The organism is Paenibacillus sp. H1-7 (assembly GCF_022354825.1).
Classification (GTDB): Bacteria; Bacillota; Bacilli; order Paenibacillales; family NBRC-103111; genus Paenibacillus_S.
On sequence record NZ_CP031168.1, the window covers coordinates 7196339 to 7222223 of the forward strand.

Genomic DNA, 25885 nt, shown 5'->3' on the forward strand with positions numbered 1-25885 from the left:
CAGCTTAAGCAAGCATTATTCGAACTTTCCGTAAAACGCTTTGCGGTACAGCTCCGCAAGCTCCGTCACGAGCGGCATCCGCGGATTGGCTGTCGTGCATTGATCCTCGAAAGCCCGGTCGGCCAGCTCGTCGACGCGAGCCTCGAACCGCTGCGGATCGATGCCGAGCTCAGAGAACGACGCCGGGATGCCGAGCGACTGATTCAGCTTGCGCACCGCGGCGATCAAGCTTTCGACGCCTTCTTCCGTCGTCCGAGCCGACAGGCCGAGGATGCGGGCGATTTCCGCGTAGCGCTGATCGGCGATAAAATGGCCGTACTTCGGAAACGACGCAAACTTGGTAGGCATTTGCGCGTTGTAGCGGATGACGTGCGGCATAAGGATTGCATTGGTACGTCCATGAGCCGTATGGAATTCGCCGCCCCATTTGTGCGCGAGGCTGTGGTTAATTCCAAGGAACGCATTTGCGAACGCCATGCCGGCAATTGTCGAGGCATTGTGAATTTTTTCCCTGGCCAGCTCGTCTCCAGTGGAGTACGACCGTTCAAGGTACTGGAACACAAGCTGAATCGCTTTGATCGCCAAGCCGTCCGTGTAGTCGTTGGCCATAACCGATACGTAGGCTTCTATCGCATGCGTCAGCACGTCCATGCCCGTATCCGCTACCGCTGTCTGCGGCAGGCTGTATACGTAATCCGGGTCGATGATCGCTACATCTGGCGTAAGCTCGTAATCGGCCAACGGATATTTCGTATTGCCCTCCCGCTTATCGGTAATAACCGCGAAAGAGGTTACTTCCGAGCCTGTCCCCGACGTTGTAGGGATAGCCACGAACTTGGCTTTGCGTCCAAGACGCGGGTATTTGTACACCCGTTTGCGGATGTCCAAAAACTTTTGCTTCAACGATTGGAAGCTGGTATCCGGGTATTCGTAGAACAGCCACATCGCTTTCGCGGCATCCATCGGAGAGCCTCCGCCAAGAGCAATGATGCAGTCCGGCTGAAAAGCTTCCATAAGCCGGGTGCCGCGTTCCACCGTCTCGACGGACGGATCGGGCTCCACATCGGAGAACACTTCGATATAGACTGGCGTCTGCCGTTTGCGCAGGTAATACTCCACCCGCTCTACATAGCCCAGCTTGACCATCATCGGGTCGGTTACAATAAGGACTCGGGAAATGTCCGGCATTTTTTGAATGTACTGCGTAGCGCCTTTTTCGAAATACACTTTAGGCGGTATTTTAAACCACTGCATGTTGACGGTCCGGTATGCGACCCGCTTGATGTTCAACAGATGGACGGCCGTCACGTTCGAGGTCGTAGAATTATGACCGTAAGAGCCGCATCCCAGAGTCAGGGACGGAAGGTTCGTATTGTAAATGTCTCCGATGGCTCCATGAGTCGAAGGAGCGTTGACGATGACCCGGCCGGTCTTTAACGCGGCTGCAAAGTCCGCAATCACCCGTTCATCCTTGGAATGGATGACCGAGGAGTGCCCCATCCCGCCATAAGCGACAACCTCCGTTGCCCGAGCGATGCCTTGGGCAGGATTCTTCACCTTGTAGCAGGCAAGCACCGGACTCAGCTTCTCGGCGGATAATGGATAAGCGTCGCCGACCCCGGCAAGCTCCGCGACCAGTACCTTCGTTCCGGCAGGAACCCGGATACCGGCCATATCGGCGATCTTGACGGCGGACTGTCCTACAATGACGGCGTTGACGGCGCATTTCTCGGGATGAATGACCAGCTTCGAAACCGCCTCCGTCTCCTCCTTGTTCAGGAAATAGCAGCCCTTCTCGCTCATCAGCTGCTTCACCTGCGCAAAGACCGGCTCCTCGATTATGACCGACTGCTCGGACGCGCAGATCATGCCGTTGTCGAACGTTTTGGACAAAATCAAATCGGTGACGGCTTGCTGCAAATCGGCCGTTTTCTCGATAAAGCAGGGAACGTTGCCGGGTCCGACACCCAAGGCGGGCTTGCCGGTACTGTAAGCAGCCGCAACCATGGAGGCCCCGCCTGTCGCCAATACAAGAGCTACGTCGGGATGGTTCATCAGCTGATTCGTCGCTGCTAGAGATGGATGCTCGATCCATTGAATGCAGCCTTCCGGAGCGCCTGCCTTGACGGCAGCCTCCATCACCGTTCTTGCCGCCGCTTCGCTGCAGCGTTGGGCGGACGGGTGAAAGGCAAAAATAATCGGGTTGCGGGTTTTCATCGCAATCAACGCTTTGAACATCGTGGTGGAAGTAGGATTCGTTACCGGAGTGACCCCGGCGATAATGCCTACGGGCTCCGCCACCTTTTGATAGCTTTCATAGACATTGTCTTCGATAACGCCGACCGTTTTGTCGTATTTGATGCTGTGATATACGTACTCGGATGCGAACAAATTTTTCGTCATTTTATCCTCGTATACGCCTCGCCCAGTCTCTTCCACAGCCAGCTTCGCAAGAGCCATATGCCGGTCCAGACCGGCCAACGCCATTTGCTGCACGATATGGTCTACCTGCTCCTGATTTAACTGCATGAACGCTTGCAGCGCCTTCTTCGCCTTCTCCGCCAACCGATTCACTTCATCGTGCGCTTCCGGAGTTTCTCCCGCTGCATTCTGCTTCTCTTTTACAGCCATTGTCCCAGCCTCCATTCGAATAGGTGCTTTGCTTCGGATACTACTATGTTACTTTTTTCACAAACTATTCGATATAACATTTATCACAGTCGGCCACTGCTTATTGCTTATTGCTTACCAGCAGCTCCGCCTCCTGCAATATCACCCTGCAACCTTGAGCCCTCCTCTTCGTCAGCTGCTGCTTGCCTCTAGAGTAATGCCAAATACAGGAAATGTATGTGCGATTCATCACAGCCTGCTGATATTTGCCAGATTCAGCCTATGAGAAAGCCTCCTATCGAAGCACTTCGAGGCTAAGCAACCTTAAAGTCCTGCTTAACAAAGCCCGCTTCGCTAGCAGGGTAAGTTTTATCGCTTATATAGAACTTACATCGGGTTAACTCGGAATCTTATCCATTCTATTGTGGGATAAAAAAACACCTGCCTGGTCACAGGCAAGTGTCCTTGATGAATTAACCGTACCGGTCAATCCTCTTCGTCCCATTTGCGGGAATAAGCTTTTTTCGTAATCCAAAACGTCAATCCCAATATGATGATAAGGGTTATGATGCCCAAAATGATCGCTACCGTCACTTGCTGCACTCTCCTCACGGCTTGTTCAATAATTGGCGCCGAGCTTACGTTCTTTCGGCCCGATTGCGGAAATTGATTTCATTATAAGCCATTTGTCCGGTAACATCCAATGGAAACTTCAGCATTTGACCGTGACCTGCGTCACTGCAGTGATCTGACTTCGAATGTAAGCTTTTTTTATAGAGAGCAGGAACGGCCTCACAAGCCGGATCCGCGACAAAAACAGGCGGAGGGACGCACGATGGCAACCGAACGGAAACACGAGCTGAATGTCTATTTTCTCAATGTCAAATTTGTGCTTATACTGCTGGTGGTGACCGCCAACCTGCTGGAGCCGATGATCGGCGGCAATCTGTATGCTAATGCGGGATATGAAGCGATTTACACGTTCCATATTCCTGTATTCGTTCTGGTGATGGGGTATTTCTCCAAGCCGTTCAAGCTGGATTCGGAGGGCCTGAAGGTCATGAGCACCTTGCTTTATCAATATATCTTATTTCAAACCTTGTACAGTGCGGCCGATTACTTGTTGTTCCGGGCTGCGGGAGTCGTTCACTCGTTTTTCATCCCCTATTCGATGCTGTGGTTCGTGTTGAGCCATTTGTTCTGGCGGCTGCTGCTGCTTCTGTTCGTCCGGTTGCCCCATCCGATCGTGTTGGCCGTGCTGCTCGGCATCGCCGTCGGTTATTGGCCGGATGCCGGCGGCTGGATGAGCATCTCAAGAACGTTTGTGTTTTTTCCGTTTTTCCTGGCTGGGTACTCCATTCGTTTGTTTAAAGATTGGACGGCGCTGTCCCGCCTCATCCGTCCCTTTGCCGTTATCGCGTTGGCTGCATTGACCACTGCATTATGGATGGGCGTACGCATCGATCCGGGCTGGTTGTACGGCAATACTAGCTACAGTGCTCTTGGTCATACGGAATGGTATGCGGGTGTATTTCGTGCAGGCACGTATTTGCTGCAAAGCGCCGCAGCCGTATGCTTCCTGGCTTTGATCACATGGAGAGCGGGCCGGATAACCGAATGGGGCAAACGAACCGTCTATGTTTTTCTCTTGCAAGGCTTCGTCATCAAAAGCTGCATCGCGCTTGGCTTGTTCTATCGAATTGAAACTCCGCTCGAGGTTGCCTTCATTCTGCTTGGGGGAGTCATGCTGACGTTGCTGTTATCGACGCGCCGGGCATCCGCCCTCGGAAAGCCTTGGATCGAACCGGACTTCAGGCTGCTCAATCGAACGGCATTGGCCAAAAAATAGTACGCTCCATGCGCCGGAAAGCCCCTTTGCATTAGCGGAGGGGCTTCAGGCGGTTCAAGAAAACATCAGAACTGAAAAAGAAAGCTGTAAGTGTGCTCCACTCCAGCCGCTGTTGGTTTGTTAATTTATCAGTCAATTTTTGAAAACAAAGGCGGCCGCCGCAGTAAACCTCGCCTGTTGATAAACTTGGTTTACCCAAATACGTTAATGTGAGGCTAGGCGGTATCTACAGGTGGGGTGATAAGGTTTGTTTTCTGGACAGTGACGCTGGAAAGATACAAGTGAACACAAGGTTCCGGTAGAGGTCCGCCGTCGGGGTCCCGCTATGCCTTTGTTCGGTTTCACAGGGCGAATCCAATTCGATTCCTTAGTTTGCCTGTCCGTTGGAGAACGTTACCCAAAACGGTTCGGACCGTAGATCCTCTATTTTACCAAAAGTGGTTCTATTGGCAGGGTGATCGGACTACAGATCCTTTATTTCACGAAAATACGCATGTTTTTCCTGTAAAATAAGCAAATAACGGACTCTCGGTCCGATCGCACTCCAAAACAGGCATCATTTCAGGCAATAACGGATCTCCTGTCCGATCTTCATCGTCCTGACTGGAGAGGCGTAACCATCGGAGTATTCGATTACCCTCGGTTTCTCAACAAGCTCAATTTTCCGCAGGGAAACTAGTAAGTATCGTAAGACGAGATGCCACCCTCCTTATTTATTGGGGTAAAGCGGATTTATCGTTAAGCTCAAGCCCTTTCGCATTAGCGAAGGGGCTTTTAGCTGGCTGCGGTGAGCGTGTTCCGGTTAGCCTTTACCATTGCCGGTTTGGCACAACATGAGCAGCACCCTCTGTGCAAAGGGTGACTCCGCTGGCTGTTCAAAAAGCAAAAGCAGCAAGCCCGTCTGTTCTTCACAGACCGCCTGCTGCTTCCCTCTGACTATTTCCCCAGACTTTTGCCTTGTGCCCTCGCGAAGGTGATTCCCATCGCTATGTGCCGGTATTGCTGCCGGCAGCTTTGCTGTATATCGCTTCATTGGCTTTTGCTGACGTTTCCTTGGCTTTGCCCGCTTCTTCTACCGACGAATAAGCGAGCCGGTATAGTCCCGCTACGAACAAGCTCCCTCCCACTGCATTGCCGAGAAAGACGGGAACCGCATTCGCGGCAAATTGCGCCCATGTCGCCTCACCGGCAAAAATCGCCGCAGGGATCAGGAACATATTCGCGACGATGTGCTGGAAGCCCAAAGCGACAAAAGCCATCGTCGGGAACCAGATGCCGGCGATACGGCCGGCGCCATCCTCGGCGCCGTAGTTTATCCACACGGCGAGTGATACGAGCCAGTTGCACCCTATCGCGGAGATAAACGCGACGAGAAAAGGCTCTTCCAGCTTCGCATGAGCAAGCGCAGCGGTTTGCGCCAAATACGGCCCGTGCTCCGTCATGCCTGCCAAATGACCGAACACGTAGGCGACGAACAGCGCACCGGCCATATTAGCGGTGCCGATAATCGCCCAGTTGGCCGCCCAGCGGCGATAGCTAACTTTGCGGGCATAGCAGGCGAAGGGCACCGCCATCATATTGCCCGTGAGCAGCTCTCCTCCTGCGATGAGGCACAGAATTAGCCCGAGAGGGAATACAGCCGCTCCGGCTAAACTGCGCAAGCCTCCCCAGTCCGGCGGAAGCGAGCCGCTCACCCTGATGGCAAGAAGAAAGCCGAGCGCGATGAACGCCCCGGCGGCGAAACCAAGCGGAAGCTGTGTTTTTAGCGGCATGTACGCTTTTTTTATCCCGGCTTGAATAGTACGAAGAGCAATCTGCTCCGGCTTGGCGAATCCCATGGCGCACCTCCTTTCGGATACCTGTTACTTCAACCTCCACAGCACGTCTGCTTCCGTATTTAGAAGCCGTATTGGTTCGAACGGTCGGCCAATGCCTCGATCATATCCTCCTCTTGACGAAAATGATGCTTGAGCACCGCACATGCCTGCATCAAATAAGAAGCCAGCTCCTTGGCTTCCAGTGAAGCGACAGGCAGTACGATTCGTTCTACCCTCGTCACGAAAGCCGCTATGAATTGATCGGCTATCACATGCTCCTGCTCCATCTCGCTGTATAATTCCAGCACGTTCGCTTCATCTCCGAAGTACCATGCCGCCATAGGAAACATCGTTTCCGCTTCCCATTTTGCGTGTGCATCCAAGTCTTGTTGAAACACGATCGTCTTGTCACGTAAAACATGCAGCACCCGAGCCCAATCCACCGAATCGTCGGCAAGCCCGATCGCTTTGGCCATTGCATGCAGCTCCGTTAAGGCTTCGTCCAGAAGCACGTGCTCCTCTTGAAGCCGCTGGACCGCTGCATTGAACTCGTATAACGGGTGGCCTAACGTTGTGAATGTATTTTGATGCATTTGCGGTTTCATATCGTTTTCCTCCGTTTCCCGGGGGGAGACCCCTATTTGAACCAAGTATAGCTTACGGGAACGTTCTTGTACGTGAAATTAATCACAAACTATATTCTTTTCTAAAACTCTTTCTCAGCCCGGTGCAATATCCATACACAGAACGAAAAACCATTCCCCTTTCACCATGCCAAAAGAAAGATTCGAGGCGGACCTGTGAGCAATATCATTTCGCTTCCATCAGATGGCATTTAAGATGAAAGGTACTTAACCTTACCCTTGGGAGACACTCCTTAGCGTGAAAACGGAATTAGATGGAGCCAATACATTTTTTGAAATGGAGGTTTGTGTCATGAAAGGCAAAAAGAAGCCTGCCCCCATGCATCCCGAGCGGGTGCTGCAATTTGGAGACGGTGTTTTTCTGCGCGGATTTGTCGACTGGATGCTCCACCATATGAACGAGCAAGGCCTGTTTAGGGGCCAAGCGGTGGTTGTGCAGCCCTTTGCGGAAGGCTCCGCTGATGAAATCAACGAGCAGAACGGGATGTATACGCTGCTTCATCGCGGTATATGCGATGGGAGGACCGTCGACGAGGCCGAGCTGATCGGATCGATTCGGCGCGCCATTAATCCTTACTCCGATTACAAAGCTTTTTTGCATTGTGCACTTAACCCGGATTTGCGCTTTATCGTTTCGGACACTTCCCCTGAGGGAATCGTCTTTACAGAAGACGATCATTTTACGGATTTTCCGCCGAGCAGCTTTCCGGCCAAGCTGACGGTCTTTTTATACAAACGCTTCAAAGCGTATCACGGCAAGGCGAGCAAAACGTTCGTCATCCTGCCCTGCGAGCAAATAGACCGCAATGGCGACGTACTGAAGCAAACCGTGCTGCGCTATGCCCGCAAGTGGCATTTGGAGCAGGAATTCGTCTGGTGGATCGGGCATAACGAATTTGTGAATACCGTTGCCGACCGCCTCGTGACCGGCTATCCGCAGGACGAGATCAAGGAGCTGACCCATCGTATAGGGTATGTCGATCATTTGATCAATACCGCCGAGCCATTTCATCAATGGATCATTGAGACGGCCAACCCCCGTCTGCCGGCGGAGCTGCCGCTGGCCCAGGCCGGCTTGAATGCCGTATGGACGAATCAACTGACGCCTTACCATACCCGCAAGGTGCGTATTTTGGACGGGATGCAGACGATCCTCACATTGACGGCGTTTTTGTGCGGCAAACAGACGATGAAGCAGGGGATGGACGACTCGCTGCTCGCCGCTTTTGTTCATAAAGCGATTTCGGAAGAAATCATCCCGTCACTCGATCCCGAGCTCGCAGCATCGGAAGCTACGAAAGCCTACGCGGATCTGGTTCCGGAACGTCTGGCCAACCCCTTATTGCAGCGTCAGCTTCACCGCTTAGTAAACCATGCTGTGGCTCAATTCAGGAGGAGCGTGCTGCCCTCCCTCCTCGAATTCCGCAAACGCCATCAATATCCTCCCGCGCTTCTGTGCTTTTCGCTTGCGGCTCTGATCCTCTTGTACAAAGGTACGGCGCTGGATAACGAGCGGCTTGCAGCAAGACGCGCTACAGAGGTGTTTATCGTTGAAGAGGAGACGGACCATGTGGCGACGTTCCGCGACTTCTGGTCGGCCTATGAGGGAACACCGGCCTCTGCGTGCCAGCTCGTCTCCCGCGTACTGAAGCATGAGCCTTTCTGGGGAATGAGCTTGGCTAATACCGACGGATTGGCTGCTCAAATCAGCACATCGCTCGTGCTCATGATAAACAAAGGAATCCCGGAGGCCCTATGGCTCGCGCTTCAGGGAAAGCCGGCCATTGCTGAGGCTTAGCGGCTTGTTCTGACGGACTGCGGCGGGAACAAATGACCGGTGGCGATTAGACATGCAGCCAAATGGTTGCATATAATAGGGACATGGACAACATTTTCAAGGCACTTGCCGATTCCACGAGGAGGCAGCTCCTCGATCAGCTTTTTGTGAAAAACGGCCAAACGTTAAGCGAGCTGTGCGATCGTCTCGAAATGACCCGTCAGTCCGTGACCAAGCACCTTCTCCTTTTGGAGGAAGCCGGCCTGGTCATTGTCGAGTGGCACGGCAGAAATAAGCTTCACTACCTTAACGCCGCTCCCATTGGAGAGATATACGACCGTTGGATCGGTAAATACGACCGTCATCGGGTCGAGGCCTTGCGCGAGCTGAAGAGCAAATTGGAGGAGGATCACCATGTCTGATACGACTTTTGTTTATGTGACCTACATCGCAACGACACCGGAGAAGCTGTGGGAAGCTTTGACCAGCACCGAGTTTACAGAGCAATATTTTTTCGGAAGCAAGATTGAATCCGATTGGCAGGAAGGCTCGTCAGTCACTTATTCGCGTAACGGGAAGGTTACCGATTATGGAACCGTGCTGAAGGCCGAACCGCACCGCCTTCTTTCTTTTACATGGACTTATGTAGGCGACAATACGGTTCGTGAGCAGCCGACACGGGTTACCTTCGAGCTGAAGCCGATGGGGACGACGGTCAAATTAACGCTTAAGCACGACAAGCTGCTGCCAAGCGATATCGTGGAGAAGGACGATACGTTCGAAGGGTACAATAACGGATGGCCTGCGGTGATGAGCAATTTGAAGACGCTGCTGGAAACAGGAGCTACGCTGCCGGTAGTTACCGTGTAGCTGCACCTTCCCTTAGCACAGAAAAATCCCCGATTCACCTTATTGCATCGACGGACTTGAACGTTCCCACGCGGGAAGACCTGTGTCGACGCCTGTCAAAGATAGCGCTGGTTTGCAGAGTAAAAAAGCTGTCCTCCCTCATCCCGGGCTGACAGCTTTCCATTTGTTAGCGGTTTGGCGGCGGCTAATGTCAGCCCTCTCCTGTCGCAAGCAAAGGCAGCAGCATCTCTTCCTCCGACTCCAGATGGTCCCGCACGACGCGGCATGCCTGGTACAAATGGTTCAGCGCCTGACCCAGGCACGCCTGGCCCGGGCAATCTTCAATCACCTGCATCTCCTTGTAAAAAGAAGCAAAAAACACATCGGCAAGCTGATGCTCCTTCTCCAGCATCCAAAGGGAGGTCACATACTCCGGCCCTCCGACGGGCTGCTCGGTCAGCATAGGGAACAATTCCGACGCTTCCCATTCCGAATGCCGTTCCAGTTGCCTTACGAGCTCCTCGGTTTCCTTGATCAATGCCATCAGTTGCACGCGGGACGGCGTTTGCCGCTGATGCTGCATCGTTCTGGCGTTTCGCTCCATATTGTGAATGATTTCACGCAATTGCTGATGCTCGCAGCGCAGCTGCTCCAGAGCACCGTCCCATGGTTTCGGATCCTCTTTTTCGAACTTTCCGGCAAACAAAACATTCATAGTCATCACAGCGCTCCACCCCTAGTTAGAAATGGCTTTCTAAGTCCAGTGTAACGGATCGCCGTTCGCTTCGCTGTGCGAAGCATCACGTTCTTATGACATTTTTTCCGCTGATCGTGTGCATGAGCAAAGTGCACAATTGCGCTGCCTTGAACACGAACTTACCTCTTACCTCTTACATCGCAATGGCCAAATTACTGCTCTGCTTGGCGCGGCAGGACTCGCAAGTACCGGATATTTCCACATAGACGTGGTCGACCTGAAATCCCGCAGGCGCCTCCTGCTGGATCCAAAGTGCCGGTACCACATCGGAAATGGAACCGCAGCATGTGCAATGCAAGTGATGATGAGGATGAAGCAGCTTATCGTACCGGGCGATACCGTTCTGTCCGATATACAATTCGTTCAGCAGTCCGAGCTGCCGGAGCACGCGGATATTTTTATACACGGTCGGCAAGCTGACCACTTTGGGGTGATCGGCGTATATCGTTTCAAAAAGCTGCTCCGCGGAAGGGTGCGACAATGCCTTCTCTCCATATACATATTGCAAAATCAGCTCACGCTGCCTTGTAATACGAATTCCCTCCTCTACGAGCCGCTCGGATGCATATTGTAACGTTACGTTCATACCGATTCCCTCCTCAACATCCTTAATTTATATTTAGACTTAATATAAATCATTGTAACACTTCCCTTTTCCTCCAACATGAAGAATAGATGAAGGTTTGATGAAATGGGCTTGCAGACCCGCCCCTCAAGCTCCCCACTCCATAAATACTATTTTAATCCAGGTTTTTCAAAGTATTACCTCAGTCCCTCCTCTCAAAGTACATGTCCTGGATGCCGATATAATCCGTTAGAACTATAAACCATCTTGGGAGAGAGAACAGCATGACTAACAACAGGAATTGGATCCATCGAATGAGCAACGTATCGCTGAAAGTAAAGCTTCCTCTTTTTATCAGTCTGCTGGTAGTCGCAGCGCTGCTCGGCACGAGCATGTCGGTGTACAATTTCGGAAGCCGACTTATCATGAGCGAGGCCAAAGACAACATGGCATCAAGCGGCGACCGGATCGGCGAAGGCTTGTGGACAGCCGTGCAATTGCAGGAGCAATCGGTCTATCTCGCATCGGCTCACACCACATTCAGTGACCTGCTGACAACCCGCGAGGCGATGCAGAGCAATGAGAACGCCTTTTTCTCCAGGGATAATGCGATTTGGGTTAAAGCGAACGAAACGTTGGCAGCGAGCCTCAAGGGGGCGCCCGACACCGAATTGTTTGCCGTGTTGGATTCCAAGGGAGTCGTCGTCGCCAGTACGGACGAGAACGTGATCAAAGCGAGTATGGCCGACAGGGAGTATTTTCAAGAAGCCGTTAAAGGAAAGCGTTTTATTAGCGATGCGGTCGTGTCACGCAGCAGCAGCAAACTGGTCGTACCCTTCGCCCAGCCTATTTTCGATAAATCCGGTAAGGTGCTAGGCGTCTACATCGCGACGGTTAACAGTCAATTTTTCACGTCCAAATTGGAAGGCATCCGAATTAATGAACATGGTTACGTAACCATTATGAGCCGGTCCGGCATTACCTTGTATCATTCGTTAAATCCAAGTCAAATCGGTAAACAAGTGGAAGCGGATGGCTTGAAGGCATTCTTGGCGCAAAAAGCAACAGACGATATCATCCAAGGCGATATAGAAGCAGGCGACTCCTATATCCGTTATACGAAAATTCCGTCATCCGACTGGGTCGTCGTAGTGTCAGACACATACGATGACATCAATCAGCCGATGTACAGCATGATGAACCGGGTTATCCTGATTACCGTCATTGCCCTGATCTCGGCCATGGTAATCGGACTGCTCCTTTCCCGATACATCACGAGCCCGATCGTCAGATTGACTCAAGCGTTCAAGCAGCTGGCTCAAGGGGATTTGACAGTAAGGGCAACCGGTAAGTATTCAAGCGAAATGAAGCAGCTGGCCGACAGCTTCCATACGATGATCCATCAGCAAAAGATGCTGATTACCAATATGAACAACTCGATTCATGTGTTGAACCAGAGCACTGACGAGCTGGACCATTCCGCCAAGCAGACCGCCGTTTCCATTGCCGAGACAACGACTACGAGCACGGAAATCGCGAATGCCATGGAATCGCAAGCTCACGATACCGGACAGATTGTTGAGAAGTTCTACAGTTTCGGCGAACAATTCGGCTTTCTTACCGAGAAAGCGGAGTCGATTCGGGAACGGGCGGAGCACATTGCCGAGGTATTTCACTCGAGCGAGGACGTCGTCAATCAACTGATTCAAATCAAAAATAGCAACGAACAGGAAGTCCAGACGATTTCGGAGATTACCCACAATCTGCAGCACAGCTCGAATCAGATCAGCAATATTACAGGCACTATCGCGGACATTGCCAATCAGACGAATTTGCTGGCATTGAACGCTTCGATCGAAGCGGCGAGAGCAGGGGAGCATGGCCGCGGCTTCGCTGTCGTTGCGTCGGAGATCCGCAAGCTGGCGGAGCAAAGCTCCAAGCAGTCTAACGAGATTCACGTCATTATCCAGCAGAACCTCTCGTTCGTCAGTCAAAATAACGCGAGCGTAGATGAAATCCGCAAGCTGGCCGCATTGCAGGATCAGTATGTGGAGCGGACAAGCGAGGCTTTCCGGACCATATTCCGGAACATTTCCGAGATCAAAGACCAGATTGCCGGCATGGCCGGCGATGTATCCGGAATGGCAAAGGAAAAGGACGAGGTGCTCGAGTCCGCACAAAGCTTGTCCGCTACCGGCGAGGAGGTATCCGCCTCCGTGGAGGAAGTGACCGCCACGATGCAGGAGCAATCCGCCATGGTGCAGCAGCTCGCCGGCATGGTCGAGACGATAGACTCCTTGACCAAGGAGCTTGCCGAGGCGGCGTCGAAGTTTAAGACGGAGTAACGATCCGGTTATAACACAACAAGCAAGGTTCGGAGGCTTATACCCCCGAACCTTTTTTTCTGCTTATTGGTAGTACACTTCCATTTCATTAATGGACGGCTCGTTGGTGGCTGTGCCGATGTACAGACGTACATATTGGGATGTCACGGCAGGGAATGTTATGGTTTTGCTCGTGCCGATCGTCGTACCGGCTGTGCCCGGGATATCCGTGAACGTGGTGCCGTCATTGGACGACTGCAGCTTGTAAGACGTTACTCTCTGAAAAGACGTCTCTTTAATGACAACCCGGCTGAACTCGGAGCCTGCGCCCAAATCAACCTGAAGCCATTGATCGTTGAAGCTGTTCTGCGCTGAAGACCAGCGGGTAGAGGTGCTGCCGTCAAACGCTTTGTCCGCGGCATAAGTCGTGCTCCATGAAGTGGAAGAATTATAAGCTTTGTTTAAAGCAAGGTTGCCGTAAATACGGTACACTTCGATTTCATCAATCGTCGGAACGGCGCTTGCCGTAGGGATGAGCACTCTCAAGTAACGGGCGTTCGTTTCGGCGAAGTCAATCGTTTTGCTGGCACCGATAGTCGTCCCTGCCGTACCGGCAATATCGGTAAACGTAGTGCCGTCATTGGACGATTGGAGCTTGTAGGAGGTAACGCGCTGAAATGTTGCTTCCTTGATCACGGCACGATCGAACGGGATAACGGCGCCGAAATCGATGGTCACCCATTGATTCGACGTCGAGCCGCTCGCAGCGGACCATCTTGTTCCTATGCTGCCGTCAAACGCTTTGTCGGCACTATACGTTAAGCTCCAGGTGGACGATGCGCTGTAAGTACGGTTCAACGCCAGGTTCGTCGTCGGGCCTGTCGGCTGAGTCGTGGCCGCAGCCGTATTGCTGACAGGCGATATGTTCCCCGCCGCGTCTCTTGCTTTGACGGAATAGCTGTAGGAGGTCGAAGTAGTCAGCCCTGTATCGCTGTACGAAGTGGCCGAGGTAGAAGCGATCCGAACCGTTCCGCGGTAAATGTCATATAGGAATACTCCCGTATTATCCGTAGATGCGGTCCAGCTCAAATTAATTTGCGTAGGCGTCGCCGGCAGGGCTGTCAAATTGCTCGGAGCCGTCGGCTGCTGCGCGTCGGTGATGCCGTTGACGTACCGGTAATTTTTGGCCCATAGCATTCTGGAGAAGGTGTCGGTGCCGGTAGTCTGGAAATTCGGCACATTCGCGTTGGCCACCGTATAATACATATCCGGACGCAAAGACGACATGAAAATGAATCCCGCTCTCGCGTAAGAGGTCGAACCGCTGTTGCCGGAGCCGTCCGTCCCGTTAATTCTTCCCGCGAAATAATTCGGTCCCTTGATCATCACATCGACGAACGCGTTGGCAATAGGCTGCAGCATCGCCGGTGTAATTCCGTAACGGCCGCTTAAATAAGCGCGGTAAAAGCCGGCTGCATCCAGGCTTCCATGGCTGCTGTCTTCACCTGTAATTAACCCAGGGTTGTAGCCCCAGTCGTAAATCGTTCTGCCGGTAGGGCCCGTTAACGTCTGCTTCACCGTGCTATCGTTGAAAAACCAGTTCATGCTCGTCTGCACAATGCCGTCGTATTGGGCGACCTTCGCCGAATTGCCGCCGACAAGCTGATAGGCTTCGGCAAGATTTTGGAAGCCGTAATTAATCATCATTTGCTGATTCCAAGGCAGCGCGCCGCCGGTCATATAAGGAGATGCTGCCGAAAAATATTGCTTGTTGCCATTGGACAAGTCAAGCAGGTCCGACAAGATGAAATTATTGGCAACATAATCGGCTTCCGCTAAAAATTTATCCGCACGCTGCTTGTACGTAGCGCCGTAGCCGAACGTATCGCCAATCGGAACCGTTGTGTTCCAGATTGTAGGCGTTTTCAAAATATACTTGGCGCAAGCGGCAAGATGTCCGACCGGATCACCATTGGCTGAATCCGCGCTCGCAACGCCTGTCTCGTTGCCCGGCCATACGGGAGCAATCGTATTGGTCCACACCGTGCGTTGTCCGTAAGGAGCGGCGAGCAGGTCATTACGTTGCGATAAGAGCACGTCGCAGAAGTAGATCATCCGGTCCAAAATCTGCGTATCGCCGGACAATTCGTACACGAGTCCCATCGCTTTGATCGCTTCGCCGCTTTTGCCTTGGGCGTATTCGGTCTGCATTCGGGTCGTATTAGGCCAAACGACAGGCTGAAGGTCGTTCACGTAAGCTTTAAACGAATTGATTTCGTTCTGAGTGACGGGGCCTGCGTAGCTGTCCATCACCATCGGTCCGGCCGCTTTGACGGGATTGCCCGGAAGAAGCGCAAGAAAGGCAAGCATAAGCCCTAGCGCAACGACGAAGGCTTGGCAGGCAAACGATTTGCGCCGGGAGCTTGTGCCGTTTAACCTTGCTTTGAAAGTCAACATCATCGATCCCTCTTTGTTTGGATCTCCATCGGCTGGAGGATTGGCTGTGCTGCTGACTGCATGTCCGTTAATCTTAAACCAAGAAAAGTAAGCGTTTTCAACAATGAGAAAAATAGTATTCGGATTGCCTATGACTCCTGTGCAAAGAGTCGGAATTATACCATCCTTCCACCTCCCATCAGTTTCATAAGCACATTGTATCTTGAGTGAACAAAGATGGATATAGTTAAAATATCCTTCAATTTGTATTAAATTATCTTCGTGGAAACGTCCCAAAAAAAACTCTATCGAAGTCCATCCCGACAGAGGATCGACCCCGACAGAGGTTCGTTTTACCCTAGATTGAAGCCGCGGTAGAACGCAGCGATTTTATAGCGAAACTAGATCCGTTGTTAGCCGGTTAAGCCTCTCGCAGCCATTCTCGGTGACCAGCACCATATCCTCGATCATGATCGAGCCTAAACCATGGCCGTAGTACGGCGTCTCCAGGCAAATGACCATGCCCGGCTGAAATACGGCGGCCTCGGACGGACTGAGGAAAGGCGCCTCTTCGGCGGCTAGGCTTAAACCCGCGCTGTGGCCGAGATGGCCGCGGTTGTAATTGTCCAAGCCCGAGGAGCGAATCAGAATCATGACCTCCTCAAAGGCTCTCTTCATCGGCATCCCCGGCTCGATCACCTGCAGCAGACGGTCGTGTCCCGCCCTTAATGCGCTGTAGATCCGCTTCACTATATCCGATGGAGGACCAAGCACGAAGGTGCGGGCGATATCGGAGCCGTATCCGGCCACATCGACGCCGACGTCAAACTTAATGAGGTCTCCTCGTTCACTCGGACGGGTATCGAATACATGCGCCGGAGCAAAATTGGCTCCTACGGAAACCATATGAAACCGTGCGGTCGAGCCATCCGGATTCTTCAGCAAGGCTTTGCGGAAAGCTTCCACGATCTCCGCGGCGGAGCTGCCTACCTCAATTTCACGCACCGTGGTAGTGATACCTGCCTCCGCATAATCGCAAGCCTTACGCAGCTGACTGATTTCCCAAGGCGTTTTTATCGCGCGCAGCTTGGTGAATAGAGGACCGGCTTCCACCAGCTCCGCTATTTCCGGACAGGACTTCCGCAGCGCCATGACGGACGGGTATCGCATCGAGTTTAGCTCGACGGCGATTTTTCCGCGGGAAATTCCGTAATCTTCAAGAACTTGATTGAGTACCCCGAACATTTCCTCGGCTTGGGGAGAAACCGGCCGTTTGCCCTCGAACTTCTCACCGATCAAACCTAACGGGTCATCCACATCCACCCAGGTAGGGTATGTTCGTACTTCGCATTGGGACAAATCGTTCGGAACCCCGGCCGCTTCGAAATCATTCATGATCAGCATCGTCTTACGGGACGGATCGCGAAACAGGACGGCAAGCGCCACCTCGCTCATGCGCAAAGTATACATAAATGCGCTTTGGTGACCGGAAAGGTAGTAAAAGTTTTCACAGCTTGAAGCAACCAGAGCGTCGATCTGTTCGTTCTCCATAATCAATCGGGCTCGCTCTGCAATGTTTGTTAAATGATCCGGATCGATATGGACCACAATCTCAACTCCTTCGGATTGGGCTGTCCCATCTCCGTTTGTTAATCTGACTCATGTGCCATCTGCCGTAAAAATTTACGAGCCCGCTCGGTTTGCGGCTTGGCAAAGAACTCATCCGGAGCTCCTTCCTCCTGGATGACTCCTTCGCTCATAAAGATAACCCGGTTCGCCACCTCTTGGGCAAATTTCATTTCGTGCGTAACCACTATCATCGTCATGCCCTCGGTAGCGAGTTGCTTCATTACCGCCAGGACCTCGCCGGTCAATTCCGGATCGAGCGCGGAGGTCGGCTCGTCGAACAGCATGATCTGCGGCTGCATCGCCAGCGAACGGGCAATCGCAACCCTTTGCTGCTGGCCGCCGGAGAGGCGGGAAGGATACTCATGCTTCTTCTCCGCAAGGCCGACTTTGCTCAATAAGGATTCGGCGAGCTCGATTGCCTGCTCCTTGGACATATTTTTCACAGTCACGGGAGCGGTAATTACATTCTCCAGCACGGTCATATGCGGAAATAAATTAAAGGACTGAAACACCATCCCGGTTAAACTGCGAATATCCCGAATGGCTTGCTTCTTCGCCTGAGGCTTCATTGTGCCATCCCACAGGACATCGCCTACGCGAATCGATCCTGAAGTAGGCTCTTCAAGACCGTTCAGGCATCGAAGCAGCGTGCTTTTCCCCGAACCGCTGGGACCCAGAAGGACAACAATTTCTTGCGGACGAATTTGAAGATGAATATCCTGCAGCACCGTCAATGCATCGAATTGTTTACTAAGATGGTTTATTTCTATCATACTGACACACCCTTAATAAGCCTTTGATAATTTTTTCTCGATGCGGTCAAGAATGTTGGAGAAGAACATGCTCATCAGCCAGTACATGAGAGCAATCGCAATGTAAAAAGGCATGGCGACATAATATTGCGCAATAAGCAGCTGGGCTGAGCGCAGCAGCTCGGTCACCGTCACGATGGAAACAAGCGATGTCTCTTTCAGCATGCCTATAAAAGTATTGCCCATGGGCGGAATCGCCACTCGCGCCGCCTGCGGAAGAATAATCTTACGCATCGTTTGCCAAGGGGACAAGCCCAACGATAAAGCCGCTTCCGTCTGTCCTTTAGGCACAGACAGAATTGCACCCCGGAATGTCTCGGACAGATAGGCTCCGATATTGATGCTTAGTGAAATATAGGCCGCTGTGAGCGGTCCCAGCGTAATACCGTAATCCGGCAGACCGTAATAAATAATGAAAATTTGTACGATGATCGGTGTTCCCCGGATGATAGAAACATATCCTCGCGCCAAATTGCGAATCAGCCCGTTTCCTTTCAAACGGGCGATAGCAACGATCAGAGCGATAAAAAATCCGAAGAACATCGAGACGGCTGTGATGAGCAAAGTATAATAGGCGCCTTTGAGCAGATAGCCTATGTTATCTAAAACGAGTTCCATTCATGCTGCCTCCTAAGGCATTATTGCTTAAAAGCTCGGATCGACCCCAAACCATTTCTGGTGAATTTGCTTGAGCGTTCCGTCGGTTTTCATTTCGTTCAAGGCTTTGTTGACGGCCTCCACCAATTCCGGATTGTTTTTGCGGGTAGCTACCCCTGCGAAATCTTCCTTGATCGGCTCACCGACCGCTTTAATATTTAATTTGTTTTTCTCGATCAGAGGCTTCAGGGCAAACATATTGTTGATAGTCGCGTCAATTCTTCCGACGTTCAGGTCCGTCAAGGAAGTAATGACATCGTTGTACGTGGCGATTTCAAAATTGCCGACCTTCGGCATAGCGACTTCACGCAAATATTTCTCATCGTTCGTACCTAGGCCGATCCCGATCTTTTTGCCTTTGAAATCGTCAACAGATTTAATGGCCGTATTATCGTTCTTTACTACGACATTTATCGAGTTCTTGATGTAAGGAATGGAGAAATCCATTGTTTTCTTGCGGTCATCGGTAATGGTTACCTGGCTTATCAGAACGTCGTACTTTTCCTTTTGCAGCCCTTCGATCAGCCCGGAAAATTCGCCGGTAATGAATTCGGCCTCTACACCAAGCTTCTTAGCGACATTCTTGGCAATGTCGGCATCATAGCCGTCCACTTCCTTCTTGTCATTCAAAAAGTTATATGGAGCGTAAGTACCCATCAAACCGACTTTGATTTTGCCGTTTTTCTTGATTTGCTCAAGCAGGTTCGCTGAAGCCGGAGATGCGGCTTGCGTGTTTTTATTGTCTCCTGCAGGATTGGCCCCTGGCTGCCCGGCTGATTTTCCGCAACCCGCTAAAACCAGACCGACGATAGTAAGCAGCGATACAGCTTTAAGTATTGGTTTCACCTTGAATGACATCTTCTGACACCCCTATATGTTATTGTATTTGTTAACCTAACAATCCCCGGAATTCGAATCGCGCCGTTTCCTCGGCAATTTCCGAGGGCGAGTACGCGGAGGTATAATCCACATCGTGCATAGGCCCGAACAACCACTTGGTAAGAACGCCTGTTATTAAGGAAACGAGTATATTGACTCGAAGCGATACGTCTGTGAACTGCGGGAGCATCTTCAGCTCGATGGCGCGGTTTACATTGCTCTTGAACGCTTCCTCGAAGGCAATCCATGTCTCCGACACCGCTTCCCGGACTAACGGGTCTGCGCCTTGGCCTTTGATAAGTAAAAATGCCATCAAATTCCGGTTGCTGTCGGCGAATTCGAACAAATCCGTCAACAATCTTGCAGAAGAGCTGATCATATCGTCCACGGAGCCTGCATGGTTACGATAGCCTTGTTCAATGACTTGGGTCAGCTTCTCTCTGCCGTTCTCGATCAATCGGACCGCCATCTGCTCTTTGCCTTCAAAATACCAATAAAACGTTCCCTGCGACACGCCCGCTGCTTTGACCACGTCCGAAATCTTCGTATTGTGATACCCTTTGCGTGCAAACAGCTCTAAAGCCGTATCCATCAAAATCTGCTCGCGAGCCTGTTCTTCGTACAATTGTGATGACAGTTTCATAAGCCCCCTTCTATTAACTGACGAGTCAGTTAAGTCTAAATCCGATAGGGTTACTATAGTATAAGAAGTTCCTATAGTCAAGTAATAATATGCTCAATGCACCGACACCACATTCATAATGGTTGAAAAAAACGTTACAAGCTGATAACGCTTCTGCTCATTGCCCAGTTAGCAAAGTCCGTCTAAATGATGAAAAGAGGCTTCTTGATGAGAGCCTCCTTTTCACTAAGCTGCTATTTTATAAGTGCATTTTCCGGGTTGATTAGTTGGGTTACTATTTTGGATCCGGCTGTTGCCGGAGTAGCGCTTGTGGTCAACCGCTACGAATTGCTCATCCCCTTCCCGCTTCCGACGGATCCCTCCTCTCTATCATGATTATTACGCTGTCATCTCAGGATTATCGAGAGGCTGTCCAAGCGGCAATTCGTCAGGCCGGCAGGGGATTTGCAATGTCCCTGTAATGATTATTTCATGTACGGAGGGATGCCGGTACAATGATAGAGGATGCCGAGCCGCGTGCAATCCTCTCGGCCATTATATCGAACAGGGAGAATGAACCGGATGTGGAACCCCGACGCCTTTCTTGAGCAATTGGTATTCAGTGAACCGCCGAAGTACAGCTTCAGCGCCGTCGACCAAGAGCAGTGGAGCGAATGGAGAGCCTCTCTAAAGGAAGTTCTTGTTCAAAAGCTCGCCTTGCCCGATCGGAGCCGGGCATCGTTAAGCCCCGTCCTGCTCGAAAAGACGGATTGCGGCGACTATGTGCGCGAGCTCATTCAATTGGAAACCGCCCCTCACCTGACGATGCCTTGCTACGTGCTGAAGCCGAAGAAGCTTAAGGCTCCCGCAGCGGCTGTCATTGCCTGCCCCGGACACGGCTACGGAAGCAAGGAGCTCGTCGGCTTACTCCCCGATGGAAGCACCCGCAGCGGCGAACCGGGTATTTACAAAGACTACCCGATTGAACTGGTGCGGCGCGGGTGTATCGTCGTCGTCCCCGAGATGCTCGGTCTCGGCAGCCGGCGGACGGCGAACGACGCCGGCAAAGAAGCGAAGGAGACGTCCTGCTTTCGGCTGGCGACAAACCTGCTGATGATCGGCCGGACATTGGCCGGCTATCGGGTGCACGAAATGATGTGCTGCGTAGATTACTTGCAAGAGCAACCGGAAGCCGCTGCAGACCGGATCGGCTGTATGGGCTTCTCCGGCGGCGGTCTTGTCATGGGGCTGACGGCGGCTGTGGACGAACGAATCCGCGCGGCGGTCATCAGCGGGTACACGAACACGTATCGCGACAGTCTGTTGGCCAAACCTCATTGCTCCGATAATTACATACCGGAGCTGCTGAGCTATGCGGATATGCCGGACTTGTTCGGGCTGATCGCCCCTCGCCCGCTGTTTATTGAAACGGGACTGGAGGATGCCGGCTTTCCCGTAGCCGGCGCAATGAAGGCGATCAAGCGGCTCCGGACCGTATACAGCGTGTTGGGCAGCGATAGCCGCCTCGAACAAGATATTCATCCCGGCAAGCACGAGGTGTCCGGACGAGCTTCCTTCGACTGGCTCGTACGGCAGCTGATGGCTTAGGCGGTCCATAACAAAAGCAAAGCGGAGAGCGCATGCTACGCATGCTCCTCCCCGCTTTGCTCGCTGAGCCACTTTCCTCTGTATTGTCCCGGCGTCATGCCGGTAGCTTTCTTGAAATAGCGGATAAAGTTTTGCGGGTTGTTATACTGCAGCCGTTGTGCAATATCCGCCACCTTCATTTCCGTCTCTGTCAGCCATTTCTTGGCGATGTCCATCCGATAAGCAAGCAAGTATTCCGTAAAATTAACGTTTAAGCTTTTCTTAAGCGCTCGCCGTAGATAGCTGGAATGGTAATTCAGCCGCGACGCGCACTCCTCCAACGTCAGAGCTCGGTCGTATTCCGTCTGAATGATACGTATCACTTCGTTCGATATTTTTTGAAACGGCGCTTCCTTGTTGTCCTCTTCCGTCTCAATAATGGGCAGGATGATTTGCTCCTTGAACCATTGCTCAATCTCCTCTACCGTATTCAGCCGCTTCAGCTGCTCATACAAAGGCAGCGCGCTCTTCTTATCGAGAGGCGAGAATGTCGCATTCGGCTGATCCGGGATGTAGAATAAATCGAGCAGCAGCTTCATGAGCCAATTTTGCATCTGATTGTGGCTTAGCTCGCGATTGGACAAAATTTGCAGAAACTCCCGCAGCAGTTGATGAGCGCGCTTCTCGTCCGCAAATTTCACCGCTTCGACCAGCTGCTTCACCAGGTGCTCGGGAAACAGCACCATTTGAGTTTCCGGCTCCTCGGCCTCGATAAACAGAATCGATTCCGATTCCTTCGTAATCCGGTATTTCAGGGCGTTCAGCCCTTCCGCATACGCTTTGGGCGTTTCTTCATACGACGTATACGGCCGGCTAATTCCCGCGCTGATCGGAATACCGAGATACGTCAGCACGTTTTCTTGAACCTGCTCGATCAGGCTGGACAACGATCGCTTGAAGTCGTCGATCGAATCGCTGCGACCGCTGATCACCGTTATTTGCGACTGATCCATGACGATCGGATGCAAGCGCTGATCGGACGGAATCGTATCCTCTACGATGTTGCCTATAGCATATAACAGCAGCTCCCGATCGCCTTCCCCGAACCGTGTGCCTGCGAGCGAGCCGATCTGAATGGCCGCTACCGCGAGCCATTCCGGATGCCTCTGCCGATCTGGCAGCTGCAGCTGCTCGGGAATCTGCTTCGCTGGCAGCTCGCCCTTAACCAGCTTAAGCATCGTGTACGGCTTCAGCTCGAGCCGGAGCTGCTGAACGTGGCTGCTTATGTCCAGATAGCTCTGCGACATGCGATTCATTCGGCGCTCGATAACCTGAAACTCATCCTGCCCGTCCTCTTGTCCTGCCGTTGCTTCCTCCGTACTTGCCGTCTTCTGGTATAAAGATCTAAGCGGCCTGTACAAGTTGTTAGTCCCGCTCAGAGACAGCAAGATGACCAGCACGATGATCACGATACTAGCCCAGAAGGTTGCCCATCCGATCGATTTGGATTCGCTTTTCATACTGTCAAGAGATACGATGGACAAGTACGTCCAGCCGTTATAAGGAGACTTGCGGAACGTAAACCCGAATTCCTCCTGTCCGATCTGACCGGTTAAGTAGCCGCTCGGCTGGGAAGTATGCCGTATGTCTTCCATAACAGGAAGCCCCCGCACCGTGTTTTCGGCATCTGACGTCATATTCGTCTCCAGAACGGCTCCTTTGTCGTCCAATATCATGATGGAGCCGAGCTCGCCGCTCTTCGGGAGCGTTCGAAATAGCTCCTGCGTCGACATTTGCGTAACGAGCATGGCGACGGCGGGCGAGGCATAATTCGGGAACCGTTTGACCAAATAAATGACCGGGCGCGCCGTATTGCTCTCTGTATCTTTCGACGGCAAAGTCACCCACTTGATCGGCTTATCCGACTGGGCGAACAAAGCCGAATAAACGGGTTTGACCGGCTCCTCCAGCTTAGTGTAGCCCTTGTTGTTAATAATCCAATGCTGATCCATATGGATCAGCTCCATATCACGAATGCCCAGCTCGTAAATTTGAATGCGCAGCATCGACTCGAGCAAATTATCGACTAACGAATAATTTCTGGCCTCGATCGGAGCTCGGAGGACATCCGTCACCTGCTGGGAAATACTGAGCTGGAAAATCGAAAAGTCTATAATCTTCAGCGTGTTTTCCAGTTGTGTTTGCGTTTGCAAAAGCAGCTGGTCGTTCCCTTTCAGCACCTTGCTCTCGATCAGCGCAGACGATTTCATAAACGAGAACACGCCCAGCGTCACAACAGGAATGGCGCCAAGCAGCAAGCATAACGTAAACAGCTTAACTTGATAACGAGATAGCTTCAGCTTCAACACATATGCTCATTCCTTCATGGAGGTTCGATATCTGTACTAGATTATCGCATCCGGACGAATAAAATCAAATAATCATTAGCGATACAATTCAGGAGAACCGCCCGGTATGACGTTTTGAAAGTTTAAACACCGCCCGGAATTGTCCGGACGGTGTCTTGGAGCTTTTTGCAGCCTTTACTTCTTTTGCGTTTTTTCGTATTCGGTCTTATATTCGTTCATGACTTGGTCGCCGCCCTGCTTCTGCCAGTTGGCCACCGCCTGATTGAACCCGGCCTCGTCCAGCTCTCCCAATATAAATTTGGTTCTCGCATCGGTAATGATCTGATCCAGCTGTTTGCCCTTCTCCATATACGTTTTGGACAGAAGCGGCTGCGCCGGATTCGGCACGGCGTACTTCTCGTTATCTTGAATGAGCTTCGTATATTTCTCCACGCTCGGATCGAGCTTGCCAGGGAGCGCCTTGCTGCCGTCAAATGTCATCATTTGAAACAGCGTATTGTACACTTCATCCGTATACTTTTGCTCATCGATCCGCACCGCCTGGCCGTTCTCCAGCTTGTAGTGCTTGCCTTCGATTCCCCACGTTATCAGGTTCTGAACCTTCTCGTCGCCAAGCTTATCGATAAACGACAGCACCTGCTTCAGCTCAGCTTCGGTTTTCACGCTTGTCTGCGGAATCATGAACACGCTGTTATATCCGGTTCCGCCTTGTATCTTGATGCCTGTCGGACCGCTGATGCTGGCAACCGTATCAAGCTTGGCCGTCGGATTCGCTTTGTACAGATCAGTAAACCTTGCATTCAAATCGTCAAGCGCGCCGATATATACGCCGACCTTCCCTTGGTTGACGAGCACCGTCCGATCCTTGACTACCGGGAAATCGCTGTTGAACAGTTTGTCCTTGAACATTTGCTGGAGCATCTTCATCGTGTCGATGTACGGCTTCGTCATAAAGTCCGGCGTCATTTTGCCGTCTTTATAATCCCAAGTGTTCGGTGCCCCCAACACGGACAAGAAGTGATAAATTTGCGCGCTGTTGGAGTCGAACGAGATGCCGAACGTATCGTTCTTGCCGTTTTTATCCGGATCGTTGTACGTGAACGCCTTGATCACATTCAGCAGCTCGTCGATCGTTTTCGGTTCCTGAAGCCCCAGGTTGTCGAGCCAGTCCTTACGGATAATGATGCCGTTGCGTCCCATCGCCCGCCACCGGAATACGCCGTACACTTTGCCGTCGACCGAGATATTGTTTAAGCGCGTAGCGTCCAAGCTTTTCAAATTCGGATAATCCTTCAAATACGGGCCAAGCTCCCAGAACAAGCCGGCGCGGGCGGCATCGATGATCGCCGGGTTGCGGTCGTCCTTTACGAGCAGCAGCTGCGGCAAATCGCTCGCAACGGCAATGGAAGCCGTAACCTTCTCGCTGTAGCTTGCGCTCGGCACCCAAGTCACCTTCAAATTCGTGTTTGTATATTGCTGCAGCAGCTTCATCGGCTCGCTGTCCATCTTCGGCGGCTCCGCCGTCAAATATTGGTTCATCATCGTAATTTCTACCGGTCCGGACGGCGCCGCCGTATTATTCTGCTTGCCGGCATCCCCGCTGCTGCAGGCGGAAGCCACGACCAGCGAAAGCGCCACGGCAGCCCCCGCACCCGCTTTAAGTACACGTTTCGTTTGCATTCTGTACAACCTCCCCATGATT

At 52.0% G+C, this 25885-nt stretch carries 19 protein-coding genes; 6 read left to right on the top strand and 13 right to left on the bottom strand.

The features are described 5' to 3' along the window. Nucleotides 1-15: 15 nt before the first annotated feature. Complete coding sequence (gene adhE / locus DVH26_RS31690) at nucleotides 16-2631, bottom strand: bifunctional acetaldehyde-CoA/alcohol dehydrogenase (RefSeq protein WP_239629298.1); 2616 nt, start codon at nucleotides 2629-2631, stop codon at nucleotides 16-18. An 814-nt stretch (nucleotides 2632-3445) separates the two neighbouring features. Between adhE and DVH26_RS31695 the strand changes: the two genes are divergently transcribed. Beyond that, on the top strand, nucleotides 3446-4459 hold the full coding sequence (locus DVH26_RS31695) for an acyltransferase family protein (RefSeq protein ID WP_239629300.1): 1014 nt from the start codon (nucleotides 3446-3448) through the stop codon (nucleotides 4457-4459). Nucleotides 4460-5445: 986 nt separating this feature from the next. Here the strand turns inward: DVH26_RS31695 and DVH26_RS31700 are convergent. Together DVH26_RS31700 and DVH26_RS31705 are read right to left on the bottom strand one after the other, a co-directional pair. Next, complete coding sequence (locus DVH26_RS31700) at nucleotides 5446-6297, bottom strand: formate/nitrite transporter family protein (RefSeq protein WP_239629303.1); 852 nt, start codon at nucleotides 6295-6297, stop codon at nucleotides 5446-5448. A gap of 59 nt (nucleotides 6298-6356) precedes the next feature. Beyond that, on the bottom strand, nucleotides 6357-6881 hold the full coding sequence (locus DVH26_RS31705) for a hemerythrin domain-containing protein (protein WP_239629305.1): 525 nt from the start codon (nucleotides 6879-6881) through the stop codon (nucleotides 6357-6359). A 331-nt stretch (nucleotides 6882-7212) separates the two neighbouring features. Here DVH26_RS31705 and DVH26_RS31710 point away from each other — a divergent pair, with 331 nt between their 5' ends. The 3 genes from DVH26_RS31710 (at nucleotide 7213) to DVH26_RS31720 (ending at nucleotide 9567) form a co-directional block, all read left to right on the top strand. After that, entirely contained in the window at nucleotides 7213-8718 is a 1506-nt protein-coding gene (locus DVH26_RS31710; protein ID WP_239629307.1) for a tagaturonate reductase, read from the top strand. A gap of 83 nt (nucleotides 8719-8801) precedes the next feature. Beyond that, nucleotides 8802-9119, top strand: a complete 318-nt coding sequence (locus DVH26_RS31715; protein ID WP_239629309.1) for an ArsR/SmtB family transcription factor — start codon at nucleotides 8802-8804, stop codon at nucleotides 9117-9119. Further along, the gene (locus DVH26_RS31720) at nucleotides 9112-9567 is read left to right on the top strand and encodes an SRPBCC family protein (protein ID WP_239629311.1); all 456 of its coding nucleotides are present in this window, start codon (nucleotides 9112-9114) and stop codon (nucleotides 9565-9567) included. The genes DVH26_RS31715 and DVH26_RS31720 overlap by 8 nt, the downstream gene beginning before the upstream one ends. A 190-nt stretch (nucleotides 9568-9757) precedes the next feature. Here the strand turns inward: DVH26_RS31720 and DVH26_RS31725 are convergent, their stop codons facing one another. Then, a complete protein-coding gene (locus tag DVH26_RS31725; protein WP_239629314.1) occupies nucleotides 9758-10267 on the bottom strand; it encodes a hemerythrin domain-containing protein in 510 nt (169 codons plus the stop codon). Between the two features lie 169 nt (nucleotides 10268-10436). Beyond that, nucleotides 10437-10889: a Fur family transcriptional regulator gene (locus tag DVH26_RS31730; protein WP_239629316.1), complete on the bottom strand. Its 453-nt coding sequence runs from the start codon at nucleotides 10887-10889 to the stop codon at nucleotides 10437-10439. A 263-nt stretch (nucleotides 10890-11152) separates the two neighbouring features. Between DVH26_RS31730 and DVH26_RS31735 the strand changes: the two genes are divergently transcribed. After that, nucleotides 11153-13213: a methyl-accepting chemotaxis protein gene (locus DVH26_RS31735; protein ID WP_239629318.1), complete on the top strand. Its 2061-nt coding sequence runs from the start codon at nucleotides 11153-11155 to the stop codon at nucleotides 13211-13213. A gap of 63 nt (nucleotides 13214-13276) precedes the next feature. Here DVH26_RS31735 and DVH26_RS31740 read toward each other — a convergent pair whose 3' ends face one another. The 6 genes from DVH26_RS31740 to DVH26_RS31765 form a co-directional block, all read right to left on the bottom strand. Further along, complete coding sequence (locus DVH26_RS31740) at nucleotides 13277-15652, bottom strand: discoidin domain-containing protein (RefSeq protein WP_239629320.1); 2376 nt, start codon at nucleotides 15650-15652, stop codon at nucleotides 13277-13279. Between the two features lie 366 nt (nucleotides 15653-16018). Continuing rightward, complete coding sequence (locus tag DVH26_RS31745; RefSeq protein WP_239629322.1) at nucleotides 16019-17236, bottom strand: M24 family metallopeptidase; 1218 nt, start codon at nucleotides 17234-17236, stop codon at nucleotides 16019-16021. A 41-nt stretch (nucleotides 17237-17277) separates the two neighbouring features. Further along, nucleotides 17278-18030 carry an amino acid ABC transporter ATP-binding protein gene (locus tag DVH26_RS31750; protein WP_239629324.1) on the bottom strand — a complete coding sequence of 251 codons (753 nt, stop codon included), beginning with the start codon at nucleotides 18028-18030 and terminating at the stop codon, nucleotides 17278-17280. 12 nt (nucleotides 18031-18042) lie between these two features. Continuing rightward, nucleotides 18043-18687: an amino acid ABC transporter permease gene (locus DVH26_RS31755; RefSeq protein WP_239629326.1), complete on the bottom strand. Its 645-nt coding sequence runs from the start codon at nucleotides 18685-18687 to the stop codon at nucleotides 18043-18045. 27 nt (nucleotides 18688-18714) lie between these two features. Beyond that, nucleotides 18715-19584 carry a transporter substrate-binding domain-containing protein gene (locus DVH26_RS31760; RefSeq protein ID WP_239629328.1) on the bottom strand — a complete coding sequence of 290 codons (870 nt, stop codon included), beginning with the start codon at nucleotides 19582-19584 and terminating at the stop codon, nucleotides 18715-18717. Between the two features lie 31 nt (nucleotides 19585-19615). After that, nucleotides 19616-20197, bottom strand: coding sequence for a TetR/AcrR family transcriptional regulator (locus tag DVH26_RS31765; RefSeq protein ID WP_239635553.1), 582 nt, complete (start codon nucleotides 20195-20197; stop codon nucleotides 19616-19618). Nucleotides 20198-20809: 612 nt separating this feature from the next. Between DVH26_RS31765 and DVH26_RS31770 the strand changes: the two genes are divergently transcribed. Continuing rightward, the gene (locus DVH26_RS31770) at nucleotides 20810-21835 is read left to right on the top strand and encodes an alpha/beta hydrolase family protein (protein WP_239629330.1); all 1026 of its coding nucleotides are present in this window, start codon (nucleotides 20810-20812) and stop codon (nucleotides 21833-21835) included. 35 nt (nucleotides 21836-21870) lie between these two features. Here the strand turns inward: DVH26_RS31770 and DVH26_RS31775 are convergent, their stop codons facing one another. Next, entirely contained in the window at nucleotides 21871-24180 is a 2310-nt protein-coding gene (locus tag DVH26_RS31775; RefSeq protein WP_239629332.1) for a helix-turn-helix domain-containing protein, read from the bottom strand. Between the two features lie 177 nt (nucleotides 24181-24357). Continuing rightward, nucleotides 24358-25863, bottom strand: a complete 1506-nt coding sequence (locus tag DVH26_RS31780) for an extracellular solute-binding protein (RefSeq protein ID WP_239629334.1) — start codon at nucleotides 25861-25863, stop codon at nucleotides 24358-24360. Nucleotides 25864-25885 lie beyond the last annotated feature (22 nt).

Coding starts and splice junctions, on each gene's coding strand:
- adhE (WP_239629298.1), bottom strand. CDS start 2,631: ATGGCTGTAAAAGAGAAGCAGAATGCAGCGGGAGAAACTCCGGAAGCG.
- DVH26_RS31695 (WP_239629300.1), top strand. CDS start 3,446: ATGGCAACCGAACGGAAACACGAGCTGAATGTCTATTTTCTCAATGTC.
- DVH26_RS31700 (WP_239629303.1), bottom strand. CDS start 6,297: ATGGGATTCGCCAAGCCGGAGCAGATTGCTCTTCGTACTATTCAAGCC.
- DVH26_RS31705 (WP_239629305.1), bottom strand. CDS start 6,881: ATGAAACCGCAAATGCATCAAAATACATTCACAACGTTAGGCCACCCG.
- DVH26_RS31710 (WP_239629307.1), top strand. CDS start 7,213: ATGAAAGGCAAAAAGAAGCCTGCCCCCATGCATCCCGAGCGGGTGCTG.
- DVH26_RS31715 (WP_239629309.1), top strand. CDS start 8,802: ATGGACAACATTTTCAAGGCACTTGCCGATTCCACGAGGAGGCAGCTC.
- DVH26_RS31720 (WP_239629311.1), top strand. CDS start 9,112: ATGTCTGATACGACTTTTGTTTATGTGACCTACATCGCAACGACACCG.
- DVH26_RS31725 (WP_239629314.1), bottom strand. CDS start 10,267: ATGACTATGAATGTTTTGTTTGCCGGAAAGTTCGAAAAAGAGGATCCG.
- DVH26_RS31730 (WP_239629316.1), bottom strand. CDS start 10,889: ATGAACGTAACGTTACAATATGCATCCGAGCGGCTCGTAGAGGAGGGA.
- DVH26_RS31735 (WP_239629318.1), top strand. CDS start 11,153: ATGACTAACAACAGGAATTGGATCCATCGAATGAGCAACGTATCGCTG.
- DVH26_RS31740 (WP_239629320.1), bottom strand. CDS start 15,652: ATGATGTTGACTTTCAAAGCAAGGTTAAACGGCACAAGCTCCCGGCGC.
- DVH26_RS31750 (WP_239629324.1), bottom strand. CDS start 18,030: ATGATAGAAATAAACCATCTTAGTAAACAATTCGATGCATTGACGGTG.
- DVH26_RS31755 (WP_239629326.1), bottom strand. CDS start 18,687: ATGGAACTCGTTTTAGATAACATAGGCTATCTGCTCAAAGGCGCCTAT.
- DVH26_RS31760 (WP_239629328.1), bottom strand. CDS start 19,584: ATGTCATTCAAGGTGAAACCAATACTTAAAGCTGTATCGCTGCTTACT.
- DVH26_RS31765 (WP_239635553.1), bottom strand. CDS start 20,197: ATGGATACGGCTTTAGAGCTGTTTGCACGCAAAGGGTATCACAATACG.
- DVH26_RS31770 (WP_239629330.1), top strand. CDS start 20,810: ATGTGGAACCCCGACGCCTTTCTTGAGCAATTGGTATTCAGTGAACCG.
- DVH26_RS31780 (WP_239629334.1), bottom strand. CDS start 25,863: ATGCAAACGAAACGTGTACTTAAAGCGGGTGCGGGGGCTGCCGTGGCG.